Genomic DNA, 17,405 nt, shown 5'->3' with positions numbered 1-17,405 from the left:
CTGTCTGCCCCCGGACCCCCGAGAGTATTTGAGACAAAGTGAAGATCAGAGAGCGGCGGCGACCATGCGGGCGATGTCGCCCAGCCGGCAGGCATAGCCCCATTCATTGTCGTACCAGGCGTAGATCTTCACCTGCGTGCCGTTCACCACCATCGTCGAGGGCGCGTCGATGATCGACGAGCGCGGGTCGTTGGTGAAATCGGACGAGACGAGGGGGCGCGTTTCGTAGCCGAGGATGCCTTTGAGCGGGCCCTCGGCGGCGGATTTGAACAGGGCGTTGACGGATTCCGCGTCGGTTTCACGCTCGACTTCGAAGACGCAGTCGGTGAGCGAGCCGTTGAGCAGCGGCACGCGCACCGCATGGCCGTTCAGCTTGCCGTTGAGCTCAGGGTAGATGAGCGTGATGGCACTGGCCGATCCGGTGGTGGTGGGGATCAGGTTGGTCAGGGCCGAGCGCGCGCGGCGCATGTCCTTGGCGGGGCGGTCGACGATGGTCTGGGTGTTGGTCACATCGTGGATCGTGGTGATCGAGCCATGGCGGATACCCAGCCCCTCATGGATCACCTTGACCACCGGGGCGAGGCAATTGGTGGTGCAGGACGCCGCCGTGACAAGGTTGTGCTGCGCGGGGTCGTAAAGATCGTGGTTGATGCCGTAGACGAGGTTCAGCGCGCCGCCGTCCTTCACGGGCGCCGAAATCACCACCTTCTTCACCCCGGCGTCGAGATAGGGCTGCAGTTTGGCGCCGGTCTTGAACACGCCCGTACAGTCTATGACCAGATCGACGCCCATTTCGGCAAGCGGCAGATCCTCGATCCGGCGGTGGGCGGTCAGGCGCATCTGGATGCCGCCGATCCCGAGGCCGCCGTCGCCCGCCGTGATGGCGCGGGGCCAGCGGCCATGCACGCTGTCGAATTCCAGAAGCAGCGCGTGTTGCTCGGCATCTCCGACCGGATCGTTGAGCAGAACGATATCCCCGGCGATGCCGCTGTCGACGAGATCGCGCAGCACGAGTTTTCCGATCCGGCCGAGGCCGTTGAGGGCGATGCGGGGCATGGCGGCTCCTTCAGGTCAGGATTGATAGGTCGTCGACACCGTCCTGCAGCGCCATCCGGTCGAGCGTGGCAAGCGGCAGGGCGACAAAGGCGGTGATCCGGCGGTGCAGCGCGGCATAGGTCCGGGCAAAGGCAAGGGCGCGCTCGGCCTCGCTGCCCTCGGCCCCGGCGGGGTCGGGCAGCCCCCAATGGGCGGAAATCGGCTGTCCGGGCCAGGGCGGGCAATCTTCGGCGGCGGCGGAATCGCAGACGGTGAAGACGAAATCGAGCGAGGGCGCGTCAGGCTGGCGGAACTCGGCAACGGATTTGGAGCGCAGCCCGGTGATGTCGTGATCGTTGCGCTTCAGCAGGTCCAGCGTCAGCGGATGCGGCTGCGCGCGCGGATGGGTACCCGCCGAAAACGCCCGGAAACGGCCCTGCCCCAGATCGCGCAAAAGAGCCTCGGCCAGCAGCGAGCGGGCCGAGTTCCCGGTGCACAGGAAGAGGACGTTGAAGACACGGTCGGGCGGCGTTTCGGGGGCCTGCAGCGGCGAGGCGAGCTGTGGCCGCCCGCGCCCGAGATCGAGCACCAGATAGCCGACCAGCGCCTCGGCGCGGTCCATCTCGACCGCATAGAACAGATTGCGGCCTTGCCGTTCGGCGCGGACCAGCCCGGCAGCGGACAGATCGGCGAGGTGGTGCGACAGCGTGTTCGCCTTGAGATCCAGCGCGGCGGCGATCTCGGTCGGGCGCACGCCGCGCGGGGCGAAGCGCATCAGAAGCCGGAACACCGACAGGCGGCCGGGATGGCCGAGGGTCGAGAAGGCGAGGGCGGCGTCATTCGTTTCCATGATTCCGGAATACAGGAATCATTTTTGCATTCAAGTGACACTTCCATGACACCCGATGGCGGCGGTCTTGGGCGGTGCTATTCCTGCCCGTGTTCGTAGAGCGGCAGCACCTCGGCCTCCATCAACCCGCCGACGGCCTTGAACCGTGCGTCAGGGCCGAGGAAATCGCTGAGTTTAAGGTGTGGAAAGGCGAAATATCGGGGCGGCACGTTTTCCTGCCGGGCAGCAAAGATCACCCGGTTGATACCCGCGAAACGCATCGCGGCGAGGCACATCTCGCAGGGCTGCAGGGTGCTGAGCAGGGTGCAATCCGACAGGTCGGGCCGGTCCAGCGCCTCTGCCGCGCGACCGAGCGCGACGATTTCGGCGTGCAGCGTGGGGTTGTTCTGCAGATGGACATGATTCGCGCCCTCGGCGATGATCTCGCCGTCGCACAGCAACGCGGCGGCGATCCCCGCCTTGCCCGGCTCGTGCGAGGCATCATGCGCGCGTCGAACCAGTTCCGCCATGGCGGCGCGTTCGGCATCCGTGACATTGTGCATTCAGGCGGCCTCGCGGGGTTGGACAAGGCTGGAGCCGGCGATCAGCCGGCGCACCGCTTCCATCTTGGCGATGACCGCGCGGTTGAGCACGAAGGGATAGAACGTCTCGTGCCCCATCGCCTGATTGACCACATTCAGCGCCACCGACAATTCGATCCACGCCTTGGCCAGATGCGCCATCGGCAGCGCGATCAGATCGGCCGGGTCGAGCGGCAGGTCGCCGGGGATCAGATTGAAGGCACGCGCCGTTTCGATCCCGTCGAGCAGGTGCATCACATGCGCCCAGGTTTCAGCGAAATCTTCCCATGGATGCGAACTGGCATAGGCCGAGATGAAGCGCTTTTCCCAGTCGGGCGGCGGACCGTTGCGATAATGCGCCTCAAGCGCCTCGCCGTAATCCTGCCGGTCATCGCCGAAAACCGTGCGCAATTCGTCCAGCGCGTTTGGATCGGCCTCGGTCAGCAGGGCCCAGAAATGGTGCCCGACTTCGTGACGGAAATGGCCCGACAGGGTGCGATAGGGCTCGCCCATGGCACTGCGCATCGATTCACGCTGATCGTCATCGGCCTCTTCGATGTTGAGCGTGATGGTTCCGCGGGCATGGCCCGTCAGCACCCGCGGCCTGTTGCGATCGACAGGATCGCCCTTGAGCTGGAAAACCGGGGCAGGGTTGCCGTCCGCGTCGCGCAGCGGCAGCCCCATATGGAACAGCGAGCGCATGACCGGGCGTTTCGCCGCTTCGATCCGTGCCCAGCGGTCGAGATTGCCGTCGATGCTGAGATCGGGGACCACAACCGTATGCGCGCAGGACAGGCACAGATCCTGCCCCTCATCGGCGATCCAGTTGCAGCCGATGCTGTCGCGGTTCGCGCAAGGCACGGAATCCTCCGTGCTGACGGAAAAACCGGCACCGGGCTTGTAGATCAGCACCGTGCCGCAATTGAGACACGAGGTATTGGCGAAGAACACTTCGTGCTGACACGAAGGACAACGAAAGCGGCGCATGGCGGACCTTGAGACTTGGTGACGGGGCACCACTATAACACTGCCGGGTTGAAAAGGTTTCAACGGGCGCAGCAGCCTGTGCAGACGACAGCGCGCCTGCAGAGCATCGCGGGCATGGTACACGCTCGCGCAGCCAAAGGACACCGCAGAAGACAGGTCACATGCAGAGCGACTCGTTTACCCAGCTGCTTTTGCCCCGTCCCGAGGGGCTGTATTGCCCCGCCGGCGATTTCCATATCGACCCGGTGCGCCCGGTGGCGCGCGCACTGATCACCCATGGTCACGCCGATCACGCCCGTGCCGGGCACGACACCGTGCTGGCCTCGCGCCAGACGCTCGACATCATGGCGATCCGCTACGGGGCCGAGTTCGCGCGGGTCACGCAGGCCGCCGAGGGGCGAATGGATCTGGGCGGGGTCGAGGTCAGCTTTCACCCCGCAGGGCATGTGATCGGCTCGTGTCAGGTGGCGCTGCGGCAGGGTGGCGTGACCGCCGTCGTTTCGGGTGATTACTCGCGGGTGGACAATCCCGCCTGTGCGCCCTTCGAACCCGTTCCTTGCGATCTGTTCGTGACCGAAGCCACCTTTGCGCTGCCGGTCTTCCACCACCCGCCGCCGCAGGACGAGATCGCGCGCCTGCTGGCCTCGGTCCGCGCCTTCCCTGAGCGCGCGCATCTGATCGGCGCCTATGCACTGGGCAAGGCTCAGCGGGTCATCATGCTGCTGCGGCAGGCAGGCTATGACGCACCGATCTATATCCACGGCGCGCTGCAACGGCTGTGCGAGTATCACATCGAACAGGGCGTGCCGCTGGGCGACCTGCGCCCGGCCACGATGTACAAGGCCGAGGCTAAGACATTGCGCGAAGCGGTGGTCATCGCGCCGCCTTCGGCCTTTTCCAGCCCGTGGGTGCAGCGCTTCAGCGATCCGGTGATCGGCTTCGCCTCGGGCTGGATGCAGATCCGGGGGCGGGTCCGGCAACGGGGGGTCGAGATGCCGCTGGTCATTTCCGATCATGTCGACTGGCCCGATCTGACCCGCACCCTGCGCGAGCTGAACCCGGCGGAATTCTGGATCACCCATGGCCGCGACGACGCGCTGATGCGATGGGCCGAGCTGGAACAGCGCCGCGCCCGGCCTCTGCATCTGGTGGGCTACGAGGATGACGCGGAATGAAGGCCTTTGCCGATCTGCTCGAGCGGCTGGCCTTCACGCCCGGACGCAACGCCAAACTCGCGCTGCTTGAGCGGTATTTCCGCGACACGCCCGACCCGGATCGCGGCTATGCACTGGCCGCCCTGACCGGCGGGCTTGAGACCGGGCAGGCCAAACCTGCGCTGCTCAGAGCGCTGGTGGGCGAGCGCGTGGATCCCGAGCTGTTCGCGATGTCCTATCACTATGTCGGCGATCTGGCCGAGACCATCGCGCTGATCTGGCCCGAACGCGGCACGGGCCGCGACATCCCGCTGACCGAAATCGTCGTTGCCCTGTCGGATGCCGGCAAGACCGATGTGCCGGGGTTGATGACCCGCTGGCTGGATGAACTGGGCCCGTCCGAGCGTTTTGCGCTGATCAAGCTGGTGACCGGCGCGCTGCGGGTGGGCATCTCGACCCGGTTGGCGCTGACCGGGCTGGCCCGGATCGGGCAGGTGCCTATCGAGGACATCGAAGAACTCTGGTCCGGGTTCGAGCCGCCCTTCGCCCCGCTTTTCACATGGCTCGAAGGCGGTCCGCGTCCCGAAGTCACCGCCCGCGCGCCGTTCCGTCCGGTGATGCTGTCCACGCCCGTCACCCAAGAGGATCTGAGCGCGCTGGACCCTGCCGCCTATGCCGCCGAGTGGAAATGGGACGGGATCCGCATTCAGGCCGTGTCCGAGGGGGGCACCGCCAAGCTGTACACCCGAACGGGCGAGGATATTTCGGGGTCCTTTCCCGATATCGTCGAGCGGATGTGCTTCGACGGCGCTCTGGACGGCGAGCTTCTGATAAAGCGCGACACCAGCGTCGCGCCGTTCAGCGACCTTCAGAAACGGCTAGGCCGCAAGGCACCGACCAAGGCGATCCTGTCCAGCCATCCCGCCGCGGTCAGGATCTACGATGTGATGACATGGGCGGGCGAAGACATGCGCCCCCTGCCCTGGTCCGAGCGCCGCCTGCGACTGGAACAGGCGCTTGCGGATCTGGACGAGCCGCGCTTCGACGTCTCAGAACGGCTGGAATTCACCGATTGGGACGGTCTTGCCGCGCTAAGGGCCGATCCCCCGGCGGCGGTGATCGAGGGCGTGATGCTGAAACGTCTCGACAGCGCCTATACCGCCGGTCGCCCGCGCGGGCCGTGGTTCAAATGGAAGCGCGACCCGATGATCGTCGACGCGGTGATCTTGTATGCCCAGCGCGGTCACGGCAAACGCTCGGGCTTCTACTCGGATTTCACCTTCGGGCTTTGGGACGGCGATACGCTGGTGCCGGTGGGCAAGGCGTATTCCGGCTTCACGGATGAAGAGCTCAACCGCCTCGATCGGTTCGTTCGCGCGAACACGATCGACCGTTTCGGCCCGGTCCGCTCGCTCAAGGCGACGCTGGTGGTCGAGGTGGCCTTTGAAGGGCTCAACCGCTCGACCCGGCACAAATCCGGCGTGGCGATGCGGTTTCCGCGCATCAGCCGCATCCGCTGGGACAAACCCGCAGGCGAAGCCGACCGCCTGACCGCGCTGACCGACATCCTTGACGGGATGGGCGCATGAGCCTGCCCGATCGCTTCCGCGACTGGTTCGCCGCGCGAGGATGGCAACCGCATCCCCACCAGCTGGCGCTGCTGGCGGCGAAGGGCGACACGCTGCTGATCGCGCCAACGGGCGGGGGCAAGACGTTGGCGGGGTTCCTTCCCTCGCTCGTCGATCTGGCCAACGGCGGCGAGGGGCTGCACACGCTCTACCTGTCGCCCCTGAAGGCGCTCACCGCCGACATAGCGCGCAACCTCGCCGCGCCGGTCTCCGAGATGGGGCTGAAGGTCCGGATCGAGGACCGCACCGGCGACACGTCGAGCGCCAAACGCGCGCGCCAGCGGGTCGATCCGCCGAACATCCTGCTGACGACACCGGAATCTCTGGCGCTGATGACCAGCTACCCGGAAGCGCCGAAGATTTTCAAATCCCTGAAGCGGGTGGTGGTGGACGAGATCCACGCGCTGGCGGAATCGAAGCGCGGCGATCAGACCATGCTGGGCATCGCGCGACTTCGCAGTCTGGCGCCGGGCCTGACCGTAACCGGCCTGTCGGCCACGGTGTCCGACCCCGAGGCGCTGGCCGCGTTCATGGGCGGCGCCGAGATCCTGCGCGCCGATCCTGGGCCCGCGCCGGATATCGCCATGCTCCCGACCTCGGAGCCGCCGCCCTGGGCCGGTGGCAACGCGCATTACGCGGTGCCCGACGTGATGGCGGCGGTGGCGCAGGCGCGCATGACGCTGATTTTCGTCAATACCCGCGCGCAGGCCGAACTGTTCTTCCAGCAATTGTGGGAGGCCAACCCCGACAACCTGCCCATCGGCCTGCATCACGGCTCGCTCTCGCGCGAGGCGCGGCAACGGGTAGAACAGGCGATGGCCGAGGGGGCGCTCAGGGCGGTGGTCTGCACCGGCTCGCTGGATCTGGGGATCGACTGGGGCGATGTGGATCTGGTGCTGCAGGTCGGGGCGCCGAAGCTGGTCACGCGGCTGGTGCAGCGGATCGGGCGGTCGAACCACCGCTATGACGCCCCCTCGCGCGCGCGGCTGGTGCCAGCGAACCGCTTCGAGGTGATCGAGAGCATCGTCGCGCTGGAGGCAGTGCAGGCACGCGATCTGGACGGCCAGCCGCACGGGCCCGGCCCGCTGGATGTACTGTGCCAGCATATCCTGCTGACCGCCTGCGCGGGGCCATTCGAGGCCGACGCCTTGTTCGAGGAATTCCGAAGCTCTGGCCCGTACCAGACCCTGACGCGTGCGCAGTTCGACGCCTGTCTCGATTTCTGCGCCACGGGCGGCTACGCGCTGAAAGCCTACGACCGCTGGCAGCGGCTGATGGTACGCAAAGGGCTCTGGTATCTGCGCGATCCGCGCTCGGCAAAGCTGATCCGGATGAATATCGGCACGATCACCGATCCCGAACAGCTGAATGTCCGAATGGCCCGCGCGCGCGGCGGCGCGCCGCTGGGCACGGTCGAGGAAAGCTTCGCTGCTTCGCTGGAACCCGGCGACATGTTTCTGATCGGCGGTCGCGTGGTGGCTTTCGAGCGCCTGCGCGAGATGGTGGTCGAGGTGCAGAATACCCCGCGCAAACAACCCCGGATCGCGGTCTATAGCGGCGTGAAGATGGCCAGCAGCCTGCAGGTGTCGCACCGGGTCCAGGCGCTGATCGGCGAGCCGGAAGACTGGCATCGGCTGCCCGCGGATATCCGCGACTGGCTGGATATGCAGCGCCGCCTGTCCGTCCTGCCGCGCGCGGGCGTTCTGGCTTGCGAGAGCTTTCCGCGCGGCGGGCAATGGCATCTGACGATCTGGGGCTTTGCGGGCCGCAACGCGCATCAGACGCTGGGCCTGCTGATCTCGCGCCGGATGGAGGCGATGGGCCTTGGCCCGCTGGGCTTCGTCACCACCGATTACGCGCTGATGATCTGGTCGGTCGATCCGGTCGACGACCCGGCCCTGCTGTTGCGCGCCGATACCCTGCAGGACGGGTTTGACGACTGGCTTGCCCATAACTCGCTCATCAAACGCACGTTTCGCAGCGTTGCGACGATTGCGGGGCTGATGCAGCGCAACTTGCCGGGGCAAAGGCGCTCGGGCAAGCAGGCGACCTTTTCCTCGGACATCATCCATGACACGTTGCGCAGGCACGACCCCGACCACCTGCTGTTGCGGATCACCCGTGACGAGGCGCGGCGGGGACTGGTGGATTACGACCGGATCGAGGATATGCTGCGCTCCAACCCCCTCATCGACCATGCGCGCGCACCGCATGTGACGCCGCTTTCGGCGCCGCTTTTGCTGGAGATTGGGCGCGTCTCGGTCGATGGCGAAGGCCGCGAGCGGATGATGGAGCGCGAAGCCGAGCGCCTGATGCGCGAGGCGGGACTGGCATGACGCGGCGCGTGGACTTCGCCGGACAGGTGTTCGAGGCCCGACCATCCGGCGCGCTGTGGTGGCCCGAACTGCGCTGGCTGATCGTGGCGGATCTGCATCTGGGCAAATCGGCCCGAATGGCCGCGCGCGGCGGGGCACTGCTGCCCCCGCACGAAACCGAGGACACGATCACCAAACTGGCGGCCGAACTGGACGCCCTGCCGGTGGCCCGGCTGGTGTCGCTGGGGGACGCATTCGAAGACGCCGCCGCCCCCGACGCCCTGCGCGCCAGCGACAGGGCGCGGCTTGCCGCGATGGCGCAAGGGCGGAACTGGTGCTGGATCACCGGCAATCACGATGAAAAGGCGCTACCGGCTTTCGGCAGCGTTACTTCGGAAATTCATGAAAAAGGTCTGACCCTGAGACATATTGCCGAGACAGGCCCCGATATCAGCGGCCATTACCATCCCAAGGCGCGGCTGGCGGGTCGTGCGCGCCCGGCTTTCCTTGTCGGCGCCGATCATCTGATCCTGCCCGCCTTCGGAACCTATACCGGCGGGCTCGATTGCGAGTCCGCGCCGCTCGATACGCTGGTCGGTCCCGGCATCGCGCTGCTTTGCGGGTCGAAGATCCTGTCGCGCCCGATCGGGCATCAAACCGCGCGGCGCCGGGCATGAGGGCGGGTATCGGCATGCCGCCGCGCAATTCGCGCTGGCGCCTGATACGGCAGGTCATCGGCCGGATGTATAACGAGATGGTCACCGATCAGATCGGCCTTCTTGCGGCGGGTATCGCCTTTTACGCGCTTCTGGCGATCTTTCCCGCGATGGGGTCGGTTCTGGCGCTGCTCGGCATCTTCTTCACGCCCGAGGAAATCACCAGCCCCGTGGCCACTGCCACCGCCGGAATGCCGCCAAGCGCCGCGCAGCTGATCGTCGATCAGGCGAATTCCGTCGTCGCGGCGGATTCGTCATCGCTGGGTCTCGCCGCCGGGATCGGCCTGTTCGTCGCGCTCTATTCCACCGCGCGGGGGATGCGCCATCTGGTGCAGGGGTTGAACGTGGCCTTCGACCGGGTCGAAGGGCGCACCTTCATCATGCGCTGGGTCGCCATCGTGATCCTGTCGATCTTCGTCATTACCGGCGTGCTCTTGGGCATGGGGTCGATTGCGGTCATTCCGGCGATCCTGAAATTCGTTCCGCTGGACCTGAACCTGCAGAACTGGATCTCGATCGCGCGCTGGGTGGTCTTGTTCACGATCTCGACCATCGGCATCGCGGTGATCTATCGCTATGGGCCGGACCGCCGGCACCATCGCTGGCACTGGACATTGCCGGGTGCCGTGGTGGCCTGCCTGTTGTGGGTTGTCGCATCAGCCGGATTCTCGCTCTACGCCGAGAATTTCGCGAGCTATCAGGAAAGCTTCGGCGCGCTGACCGGGGTGATCGTGTTGCTCACATGGCTCTGGCTGTCGGCCTATGTGATCCTTCTCGGGGCCGAGCTGAACGCCGCGCTCGAAGCGGTGATCCATGCGCGACGGGACGACGAGGCTGAAACCCCGCCGTCCGTCACGTCGATCGAGCGTATTCCCCACGACTGAGGATCAGAAGCGCAGGATGGTATGCGCACCGATATCGGGGGTTTCGTCCTCGTTCATATTGGCCTTGAGGATCTCGAAGCCGAATTTGACGAGGCTGTCGCTCGATCCCCAAAGGGCCGCATCGACCAGATCAAGGCGCAGCATGGTCAGCTTGGGGTCGTCCTTGCCGCCCTGAAACCACGCACCGGCGACCGGCGACCAGTATTCGTCCAGCTTGGCCCGATTAAGGTCTTCGGTCAGGTGGCCCTTGATGCAGGTATCGAAGCCGTGTTCCTGATCGGTCACGCAGAACTTCGCGGGCGACCCGGCCTTGAGCGACCGAACCAGATCGGTGTCTTTCGAGGTCAGGAACCAGATGCGGTTCGCATCCCAGTCGGGGAAATGCGTCATCGGCTGCATGTGCTGCGAGGACCCGTCGACGCCCAGCATACCGGCCCGGACGCGTTCCAGCCCTTCCTTCAGCGCGTCGCGCGGATGAGCTACGATGGAGGCATAGGCATTCATCGTCTGTCCTTTCTTCATAAGAGATTTGTACAGACAACGCGACGCTTGGCCCGACTGTTCCCGGTCCGGCGCCCGTCACAAGGTCATGAAAACGTGTTCGGCGGGACTTCGCCTTGCGCTCAGCTTGCCCTCAGCGTGCCCCAGCGCCGTCCGAGCGGCCCTCTCGTCGGCCTGCGCGCCCTCCACCGCGCCCTTCAGCTTGTTGCCGTGTTTGCCATAGGTAAGGCCGTGCTCCCTCGTCATGGGCGGGCAATCCTGCGTTTGCGCGCCCTGCCGCGGCCCGGTTAAGCTTGTGCAACAAAATGCACACCATGGATATCACTCTTGCATTCCCCCGCCGAAGTTGCACTATATAGCATAGCGGCGGCGCGACTCGCGCCCGGCCTGAGGAGAGGCCGTGCCCGCGCGGGAGGAGAACAGCATGAACGAAAACGCAGCCGTCTATTTCGTAGACCGCCACCTGGACGAAGGCCGGGCAGCCAAGACCGCGTTCCGCGAGGCCGACGGCGCAAAGCGCAGCCTGACCTATGGCGAACTGGCCGAGCAGGCCGCGCGCTTTGGCGGCGCGCTTGAGCGGCATGGCGTGCGGCGCGAAGAGCGGATCGCGATGATCGTGCGCGATCAGATCGAGTTTCCGGTGGTGTTCTGGGGCGCGATGAAGGCCGGCGCGATCCCCGTGCCGCTGAACACGCTGCTCTCCGCTTCGGTCTACGAATCGATCCTCAATGACAGCCGCGCCTCGATCCTTGTCGTCTCGGAACAGCTCTGGGACACGGTGAAACCCGCGATCGACGGCAACCGCTTCTTGCGCGCGGTCGTGGTGATCGGCAAGGCCCGCGATTGCGACGGCACCGAATGCGTCAGCTACGACACCTTCATGGACGGCGCGCAGCCGGTCGACACGGTCGATGCAGAGGCCGACGAACTGGCCTTCTGGCTCTATTCCTCGGGATCGACGGGCGTGCCCAAGGGCGTGCGCCACGTACATTCCAGCCTGAAAGCGACCTCGGACACGTTCGGCGCGCAGGTGCTGGGCATTCGCGAAGACGACACCGTGTTTTCCGCCGCGAAACTGTTCTTCGCCTATGGTCTGGGCAACGGCATGTCCTTCCCGATGTCGGTGGGCGCCACCACCGTTCTGTTCGGCGGGCGCCCCACCCCTGACGCGGTATTCGACATTCTCGCACAGGAAAAGCCGACGATCTTCTGCGGTGTACCCACGCTCTACGCGGCCCTCGTGGCGGCGCAGGAAAAGGCGGGCACCGCGCCCGTTCATTGCGTGCGGATCTGTACCTCGGCGGGCGAAGCGCTGCCGCGCGATATCGGCGAACGCTGGGAAAAGCTGTGGGCGGCAGAGATCGTCGACGGCGTCGGTTCGACCGAAATGCTGCACATCTTCCTGTCCAACCGCCCCGGCGACATCGCCTATGGCACGTCAGGCGTCGCGGTGCCGGGCTACGAGGTGCGGCTGGTCGACGAACACGACGAAGACGTGGCCGAGGGCGATGTCGGCGAACTTCTGGTGCGCGGCCCGTCCAGCGCCGAAGGCTACTGGAACCGCCGGTCGAAAAGCATGAGCACCTTTCAGGGACACTGGACCCGCACCGGCGACAAATACGAGCGCACAAAGGAAGGCCGCTTCGTTTATTGCGGCCGCACCGACGACATGTTCAAGGTCTCGGGCATCTGGGTCAGCCCGTTCGAAGTGGAACAGGCGCTGGTGGAATTCCCCGGCATCCTCGAAGCCGCCGTGGTGGCCCGCGCCGATGAGAAAGACCTCATCAAACCCGCCGCCTTCATCGTTCTGAAAGAGGGCGCCGAGATCGATCTCGACGCGCTGAAAGAGCATGTGAAGGCCAAGATCGGCATGTGGAAATACCCGCGCTGGGTCTCGGTGGTGGACGAACTTCCCAAGACCGCCACCGGCAAGATCCAGCGCTTCAAGCTACGCGCATCGGAGCCTGCGGAATGATCGACTGGAACGCTGGAAAAGGCCGCTTCACAGCGGGCGGCAAGGATCTGGAATGGGCCTGCTGGGGCGACCGCGACGCGGGCCCGGTGATCGTGCTTCTGCACGAGGGGCTGGGATCGCTGGCGCTATGGCGCGACTTCCCCGAGAAACTGGCGCAGGCCACGGGGCTGGGCGTCTTCGCCTTCTCGCGCGAGAATTACGGCCAGTCGGAAGCGGGCGACCTGCCCTTCCCGGTCGATTACATGACCCGGCAGGCAACCGGCGTGATGCCCGACGTGCTGGACGCGATTGGCGCGGACAGCGTGATCCTGATGGGCCATTCCGACGGCGCGACCATCGCGTTGGAATATGCCGGACGGGTCGAGGATTTTCGCACCCGCGGGATCGTTCTGATGGCGCCGCATGTCTTCACCGAAGAGATGGGCCTTGCGGAAATCGCCCGCGCGGGTGCCGCGTTCGGCCCCGAAATGGCGGCAAAGATGGGCAAGTATCACCGCGACCCGGAAGCGACGTTCCGCGGCTGGAACGACGCGTGGCTCAATCCCGATTTCAAGCGCTGGGATGTCAGCGAGGTCATCGACTATCTGCGTATCCCGGCGCTGGTGATCCAGGGCCATCAGGACCAGTACGGGACGATGAAGCAGGTCGACGAGATCGCCACCCGCTCTTATGCGCCCGTGGATGTGCTGGCGCTCGACGATTGCCGCCATGCCCCGCATATCGACCAGCCGCAGGCGGTGCTGGATGCGGTCGCGTTCTTCGCGCAGCGGCTCATGGCGCACGAGGCGGCCATGCCCGAAGGGGCATGACCGCGCGCGCATGATCGACTTTCCCGACGCGCCGCATCATCCGGGCCGTAACCCGCGCCCGGACCCTGCGATCTTCGCCCCGCTGCGCGTCGGGCTCGACAGCGACGACCCGGAACGGCTGGCCCGAAGCCCGGCCTTCAGCGCCGGGTTCGAGGCTTTCGCGGCCCGCTATTACTGGGAAGCCCACGAAATCTGGGAGCCCGTCTGGATGGCCCTGCCCCCGGCCAGCGCGGAACGCCACCTGCTGCGCGGGCTGATCCAGCTTGCCAATGCCGCCCTGAAGGCCCGGATGGGGCGTGCGCAGGCGGCGTCGCGGATCCTGCCGCTTGCCAATGCCGCGCTGTCCGAGGCTTTCGGCCCCGGCAACGCCGCCGTGATGGGCGTAACACGGCCCCGAGTCGCCTCGATGCGCCAGCAAGCGGAGCAAGAAAGTGCATTATAATGCTATTTTTGCGTGACAACGCCCGCGCAATCGGCGATATGATGCATTGAAACGGCCAATTTAGGTATTTACCGCTCACCTCGTCGGCATTATTGTGCAATCCACAAGGCAGCCGGCGGATTCCAGGGAGGACCCCCAGTGACCAAGCGAATCGACTTCCAGACCAACCCGTCCATGTACCGCCACTGGCGCGTGGATTACGACGGCGACGTGGCCAACCTGACCATGGATGTGGACGAGAATGGCGGGCTGTTCGACGGCTACCAGCTCAAGCTGAACTCGTACGATCTGGGCGTCGATATCGAGCTGGCGGATGTTGTGCAGCGTATGCGCTTCGAACATCCCGAGGTGAAGGTGGTCGTCATGCGCTCGGGCAAGGACAAGGTGTTCTGCGCCGGGGCCAATATCCGCATGCTGGGCGGCGCGACCCATGCCCACAAGGTGAACTTCTGCAAATTCACCAACGAGACCCGCAACACATTCGAAGCCGCCGAAGCCGATTCGGGTCAGAAATACGTCGCCGCCGTGAAAGGCGCCTGCGCCGGGGGCGGCTATGAGCTGGCGCTGGCCTGCAACCACATCATGCTGGTCGATGACAGCACCTCGTCCGTGGCTTTGCCCGAAGTGCCGCTCTTGGCCGTGCTGCCCGGCACCGGCGGGCTGACCCGCGTCACCGACAAGCGCAAGGTGCGCCGCGATCTGGCCGACATCTTCTGCTCGCTGGAAGAAGGCATCAAGGGCAAGCGCGCCAAGCAATGGCGGCTGGTGGACGAGGTCGTCGCGACCTCGAAATTCGACGACATCGTCGCCGAGCGCGCGAAGGAATTCGCCGCCGCCTCGGATAAGGCGACCGGCACCGGCATTGCGCTGAACCCGCTGAAAAAGACGATCGATGACAACGGCTCGATCCACTACTCGCTGGTCGAGGTCGATGTGGACCGCGAAGGCCGCAAGGTCACTATCACGCTGAACGGCCCCGACCGCGACGTCCCGGCCTCGGTCGAGGATCTGGTCGCCGAGGGCGATCAGTCGTGGATGCTGCGCCTTGCGCGGGAATTCGACGACGCGATCCTTGAGCTGCGCCTCAACGAGATGGAACTGGGCCTTGTGGCGTTCCGCACGCAGGGCGACGCGGAAGCCGTGCTGGCGCATGAAGCCTTCATGTTGGAGAACAAGGATCACTGGCTGGCGGGCGAGATCCTGCAATACTGGAAGCGCGTCCTGAAGCGCGTCGACGTGACCTCGCGGTCGCTGGTGGCGTTGGTCGAGAACGGCTCGTGCTATGCGGGCTTCCTCGCCGAACTGCTCTGGGCCTCGGACCGCAGCTACATGATGGATGGCGAGTTCGAAGGCGACAACCGCCCGGTCGCCACCGTCACGCTTTCCGAGGGCAATTTCGGCCCCTTCCCGATGGGCAACGATCTGACCCGTCTGGAAACCCGCTTTCTGGGCGAGCCCGAGGCGGTCGAGACGCTCAAGGGCAAGCTGGGCGAGGCGATGGAAGCCGATGACGCGATGGAAGCGGGCCTTGTGACCGAAGCCTTCGACGACATCGACTGGGAAGACGAGATCCGCATCTTCATGGAAGAGCGTGCCTCGTTCAGCCCCGACGCGATGACCGGCATGGAAGCCAATCTGCGCTTTGCCGGCCCCGAGACGATGGAAACCCGGATCTTCGGTCGCCTGACCGCGTGGCAGAACTGGATCTTCAACCGTCCCAACGCCACCGGCACCGACGGCGCGCTGCAGCGCTACGGCACGGGCGTGCGCGGCGATTACAACATGCAGCGCGTTTGACGCAGCGGTGCGTGCAAGCACGCACCCTACAACGTCACCGCATCAGGCCAACACTGTAGGGTGCGTGATTGCACGCACCATCCCCTGGAGGAGAACCCATGATCGACCTCATCAATGTCAGCTACGACACCCAGATCCCCAACAATGTGGGCCTGTCGTCGGACAAGCGCGTGCTCAAGGCGCTCGAGAAATGGCACCCCGGTTACATCAACTGGTGGAACGACCTGATCCCGCAGAACTTCCAGAAGAGCATGGTCTATCTGCGCACCGCCGTTTCGGTTGACCCGAAAGGCTGGGCCAAGTTCGACTACGTGAAGATGCCGGAATACCGCTGGGGCGTTCTGCTGGCGCCCGAGGTCGAGGGCCGTGTCATCCCCTGCGGCGAACATATGGGCCAGCCCGCGTGGCAGGAAGTTCCGGGCGAATACCGCAACATGCTCAAGCGCCTGATCGTCATTCAGGGCGATACCGAGCCGGGTTCGGTCGAGCAGCAGCGCTTCCTCGGCCTGACTGCGCCGTCGCTCTACGACATGCGCAACCTGTTCCAGGTCAACGTGGAAGAGGGCCGTCACCTGTGGGCGATGGTGTATCTGCTGCAGAAGTACTTCGGCAAGGATGGCCGTGAAGAGGCCGACGATCTGCTGGTCCGCTCGTCGGGTTCGGAAGAAGCGCCGCGCATGCTGGGGGCCTTCAACGAGGAAACGCCCGACTGGCTGTCGTTCTTCATGTTCACCTATTTCACCGACCGTGACGGCAAGATGCAGCTGGAGTCGCTCGCTCAGTCCGGGTTCGACCCGCTGTCGCGCACCTGCCGCTTCATGCTGACCGAAGAAGCGCACCACATGTTCGTGGGCGAAACCGGCGTGGGCCGCACGATCGAGAAGACGTGCGAGGTGATGAACGCCAATGGCATCACCGACCCCTATGACATCGACAAGATCCGCGATCTGGGCGTCATCGACCTGCCGACGATCCAGAAGAAGCTGAACCTGCACTACACGCTGTCGTTGGACCTGTTTGGTCAGGAAGTCTCGACCAACGCCGCCAACGCGTTCAACGCAGGCATCAAAGGCCGGTACATGGAGCACCGGCTGAAAGACGATCACCAGCTGAAGAACGACACCTATCCTGTGTGGGACTTTGTCGACGGCAAGCTCGTGCGCCACGAAGTGCCGGCGCTGACCGCGATCAACATGCGCCTGCGCGACGATTACACCCGCGATGCGGCGGGCGGCGTCGGCCGTTGGAACAAGATCATCGAGAAATCCGGGATCGAGTTCGAACTCAAGCTGCCGCATGAAAGCTTCCACCGCCAGATCGGCGTGTTCTCGGGCAAGACCTTCGACCCCGATGGCAACCTTCTGTCGGGCGAAGAATACGACAAGCGCAAGAACGACTGGCTGCCGACCCATGCCGATGGCGACTTCATCCAGTCGCTGATGAAGCCGGTCACCGAGCCCGGTCAGTTCGCCAGCTGGATCGCCCCGCCGAAAGTCGGCATCGACAACAAGCCCGGCGACTTCGAGTATGTGAAGCTGTACATGGCTTAAGGCCGATGGTGGGATGACATCCCACCCTTGCGGGGCGGGGACCCGAGCGTCTCCGCCCCGACAGCAAGGCAAACGGAAGGGAGGTCCCGATGCCCGTCGAACGCACTGCCCTTGACGCCAAGCGCCATGCCCTCAAGCCAGGTTCCTGTCTCGGCTGCCCCGATTGCACCGGGCGCTGCTGGAGCCTCCTCGAACTGAACCG

General features: G+C 65.2%; 16 protein-coding genes. 10 read left to right on the top strand and 6 right to left on the bottom strand.

From position 1 onward, the window contains the following. Positions 1-45: 45 nt before the first annotated feature. The 4 genes from JI664_RS16265 to JI664_RS16250 form a co-directional block, all read right to left on the bottom strand. The gene (locus JI664_RS16265) at positions 46-1,056 is read right to left on the bottom strand and encodes an ArsJ-associated glyceraldehyde-3-phosphate dehydrogenase (RefSeq protein WP_207014821.1); all 1,011 of its coding nucleotides are present in this window, start codon (positions 1,054-1,056) and stop codon (positions 46-48) included. Between the two features lie 10 nt (positions 1,057-1,066). Beyond that, positions 1,067-1,885 carry a metalloregulator ArsR/SmtB family transcription factor gene (locus JI664_RS16260; protein ID WP_207014820.1) on the bottom strand — a complete coding sequence of 273 codons (819 nt, stop codon included), beginning with the start codon at positions 1,883-1,885 and terminating at the stop codon, positions 1,067-1,069. Between the two features lie 77 nt (positions 1,886-1,962). After that, entirely contained in the window at positions 1,963-2,427 is a 465-nt protein-coding gene (locus JI664_RS16255) for a nucleoside deaminase (protein ID WP_207014819.1), read from the bottom strand. Next, on the bottom strand, positions 2,428-3,432 hold the full coding sequence (locus tag JI664_RS16250; protein WP_207014818.1) for a zinc-binding metallopeptidase family protein: 1,005 nt from the start codon (positions 3,430-3,432) through the stop codon (positions 2,428-2,430). Between the two features lie 161 nt (positions 3,433-3,593). Here JI664_RS16250 and JI664_RS16245 point away from each other — a divergent pair, with 161 nt between their 5' ends. Genes JI664_RS16245 through JI664_RS16225 form a run of 5 tightly spaced genes read left to right on the top strand, consistent with a single transcriptional unit; the run spans position 3,594 to position 10,129 of the window. Continuing rightward, positions 3,594-4,607 carry a ligase-associated DNA damage response exonuclease gene (locus tag JI664_RS16245; RefSeq protein WP_207014817.1) on the top strand — a complete coding sequence of 338 codons (1,014 nt, stop codon included), beginning with the start codon at positions 3,594-3,596 and terminating at the stop codon, positions 4,605-4,607. Next, a complete protein-coding gene (locus tag JI664_RS16240) occupies positions 4,604-6,175 on the top strand; it encodes a cisplatin damage response ATP-dependent DNA ligase (protein WP_207014816.1) in 1,572 nt (523 codons plus the stop codon). Before JI664_RS16245 ends, JI664_RS16240 begins: the two co-directional genes overlap by 4 nt. After that, complete coding sequence (locus tag JI664_RS16235) at positions 6,172-8,550, top strand: ligase-associated DNA damage response DEXH box helicase (RefSeq protein ID WP_207014815.1); 2,379 nt, start codon at positions 6,172-6,174, stop codon at positions 8,548-8,550. The genes JI664_RS16240 and JI664_RS16235 overlap by 4 nt, the downstream gene beginning before the upstream one ends. Further along, the gene (gene pdeM, locus JI664_RS16230; RefSeq protein WP_207014814.1) at positions 8,547-9,206 is read left to right on the top strand and encodes a ligase-associated DNA damage response endonuclease PdeM; all 660 of its coding nucleotides are present in this window, start codon (positions 8,547-8,549) and stop codon (positions 9,204-9,206) included. The genes JI664_RS16235 and pdeM overlap by 4 nt, the downstream gene beginning before the upstream one ends. A gap of 14 nt (positions 9,207-9,220) precedes the next feature. Beyond that, positions 9,221-10,129 (top strand): YihY/virulence factor BrkB family protein, encoded by a 909-nt coding sequence (locus JI664_RS16225; RefSeq protein WP_207014813.1) that lies wholly within the window; start codon positions 9,221-9,223, stop codon positions 10,127-10,129. Between the two features lie 3 nt (positions 10,130-10,132). On the opposite strand, the gene JI664_RS16220 is transcribed toward JI664_RS16225, so the two are convergent. Both JI664_RS16220 and JI664_RS16215 read right to left on the bottom strand, forming a co-directional pair. Beyond that, positions 10,133-10,633 (bottom strand): pyridoxamine 5'-phosphate oxidase family protein, encoded by a 501-nt coding sequence (locus JI664_RS16220; protein ID WP_207014812.1) that lies wholly within the window; start codon positions 10,631-10,633, stop codon positions 10,133-10,135. A 75-nt stretch (positions 10,634-10,708) separates the two neighbouring features. Then, positions 10,709-10,876, bottom strand: a complete 168-nt coding sequence (locus tag JI664_RS16215; protein WP_207014811.1) for a hypothetical protein — start codon at positions 10,874-10,876, stop codon at positions 10,709-10,711. A gap of 178 nt (positions 10,877-11,054) precedes the next feature. Here JI664_RS16215 and JI664_RS16210 point away from each other — a divergent pair, with 178 nt between their 5' ends. The 5 genes from JI664_RS16210 to boxB all read left to right on the top strand — a co-directional run bounded on the left by JI664_RS16210 (position 11,055) and on the right by boxB (position 17,203). Beyond that, complete coding sequence (locus JI664_RS16210; protein ID WP_207014810.1) at positions 11,055-12,605, top strand: benzoate-CoA ligase family protein; 1,551 nt, start codon at positions 11,055-11,057, stop codon at positions 12,603-12,605. Beyond that, positions 12,602-13,414 carry an alpha/beta fold hydrolase gene (locus JI664_RS16205; RefSeq protein ID WP_207014809.1) on the top strand — a complete coding sequence of 271 codons (813 nt, stop codon included), beginning with the start codon at positions 12,602-12,604 and terminating at the stop codon, positions 13,412-13,414. The genes JI664_RS16210 and JI664_RS16205 overlap by 4 nt, the downstream gene beginning before the upstream one ends. 10 nt (positions 13,415-13,424) lie before the next feature. Then, positions 13,425-13,856, top strand: a complete 432-nt coding sequence (locus JI664_RS16200) for a DUF309 domain-containing protein (protein WP_207014808.1) — start codon at positions 13,425-13,427, stop codon at positions 13,854-13,856. 138 nt (positions 13,857-13,994) lie between these two features. Then, a complete protein-coding gene (gene boxC, locus JI664_RS16195) occupies positions 13,995-15,653 on the top strand; it encodes a 2,3-epoxybenzoyl-CoA dihydrolase (protein WP_207014807.1) in 1,659 nt (552 codons plus the stop codon). Positions 15,654-15,751: 98 nt separating this feature from the next. Further along, positions 15,752-17,203, top strand: coding sequence for a benzoyl-CoA 2,3-epoxidase subunit BoxB (gene boxB / locus JI664_RS16190; RefSeq protein WP_207014806.1), 1,452 nt, complete (start codon positions 15,752-15,754; stop codon positions 17,201-17,203). The last annotated feature ends 202 nt before the right edge of the window (positions 17,204-17,405 follow it).

Origin of the sequence: Rhodobacter sp. NTK016B (assembly GCF_017303295.1) — a bacterium.
GTDB lineage: Bacteria > Pseudomonadota > Alphaproteobacteria > Rhodobacterales > Rhodobacteraceae > Pararhodobacter.
The sequence above is the reverse complement of the archived record's forward strand: the minus strand, read 5'-3'. Positions and strand labels throughout refer to the sequence as shown.

Coding starts and splice junctions, on each gene's coding strand:
- JI664_RS16265 (WP_207014821.1), bottom strand. CDS start 1,056: ATGCCCCGCATCGCCCTCAACGGCCTCGGCCGGATCGGAAAACTCGTG.
- JI664_RS16260 (WP_207014820.1), bottom strand. CDS start 1,885: ATGGAAACGAATGACGCCGCCCTCGCCTTCTCGACCCTCGGCCATCCC.
- JI664_RS16255 (WP_207014819.1), bottom strand. CDS start 2,427: ATGCACAATGTCACGGATGCCGAACGCGCCGCCATGGCGGAACTGGTT.
- JI664_RS16250 (WP_207014818.1), bottom strand. CDS start 3,432: ATGCGCCGCTTTCGTTGTCCTTCGTGTCAGCACGAAGTGTTCTTCGCC.
- JI664_RS16245 (WP_207014817.1), top strand. CDS start 3,594: ATGCAGAGCGACTCGTTTACCCAGCTGCTTTTGCCCCGTCCCGAGGGG.
- JI664_RS16240 (WP_207014816.1), top strand. CDS start 4,604: ATGAAGGCCTTTGCCGATCTGCTCGAGCGGCTGGCCTTCACGCCCGGA.
- JI664_RS16235 (WP_207014815.1), top strand. CDS start 6,172: ATGAGCCTGCCCGATCGCTTCCGCGACTGGTTCGCCGCGCGAGGATGG.
- pdeM (WP_207014814.1), top strand. CDS start 8,547: ATGACGCGGCGCGTGGACTTCGCCGGACAGGTGTTCGAGGCCCGACCA.
- JI664_RS16225 (WP_207014813.1), top strand. CDS start 9,221: ATGCCGCCGCGCAATTCGCGCTGGCGCCTGATACGGCAGGTCATCGGC.
- JI664_RS16220 (WP_207014812.1), bottom strand. CDS start 10,633: ATGAATGCCTATGCCTCCATCGTAGCTCATCCGCGCGACGCGCTGAAG.
- JI664_RS16215 (WP_207014811.1), bottom strand. CDS start 10,876: ATGACGAGGGAGCACGGCCTTACCTATGGCAAACACGGCAACAAGCTG.
- JI664_RS16210 (WP_207014810.1), top strand. CDS start 11,055: ATGAACGAAAACGCAGCCGTCTATTTCGTAGACCGCCACCTGGACGAA.
- JI664_RS16205 (WP_207014809.1), top strand. CDS start 12,602: ATGATCGACTGGAACGCTGGAAAAGGCCGCTTCACAGCGGGCGGCAAG.
- JI664_RS16200 (WP_207014808.1), top strand. CDS start 13,425: ATGATCGACTTTCCCGACGCGCCGCATCATCCGGGCCGTAACCCGCGC.
- boxB (WP_207014806.1), top strand. CDS start 15,752: ATGATCGACCTCATCAATGTCAGCTACGACACCCAGATCCCCAACAAT.